Source organism: Pantoea sp. USHLN256, assembly GCF_037149875.1.
Taxonomy (GTDB): Bacteria; Pseudomonadota; Gammaproteobacteria; order Enterobacterales; family Enterobacteriaceae; genus Pantoea; species Pantoea nemavictus.
Genome location: NZ_JBBCQO010000044.1, coordinates 1 through 261 on the forward strand (window position 1 = coordinate 1; position 261 = coordinate 261).

Here is a 261-nt window from a genome sequence, read left to right on the forward strand (position 1 = left end):
GGCTTAGAAGCAGCCATCATTTAAAGAAAGCGTAATAGCTCACTGGTCGAGTCGGCCTGCGCGGAAGATGTAACGGGGCTAAACCATGCACCGAAGCTGCGGCAGCGACGCGTATGCGTTGTTGGGTAGGGGAGCGTTCTGTAAGCCGTCGAAGGTGTGCTGTGAGGCATGCTGGAGGTATCAGAAGTGCGAATGCTGACATAAGTAACGATAAAGCGGGTGAAAAGCCCGCTCGCCGGAAGACCAAGGGTTCCTGTTCAA

The 261-nt window shown here is 54.4% G+C and carries 1 rRNA gene; it reads left to right on the forward strand.

What is annotated here, in order from left to right:
* Positions 1-261: ribosomal RNA gene (locus tag WFL93_RS24180) — 23S ribosomal RNA — on the forward strand; the annotation flags it as partial.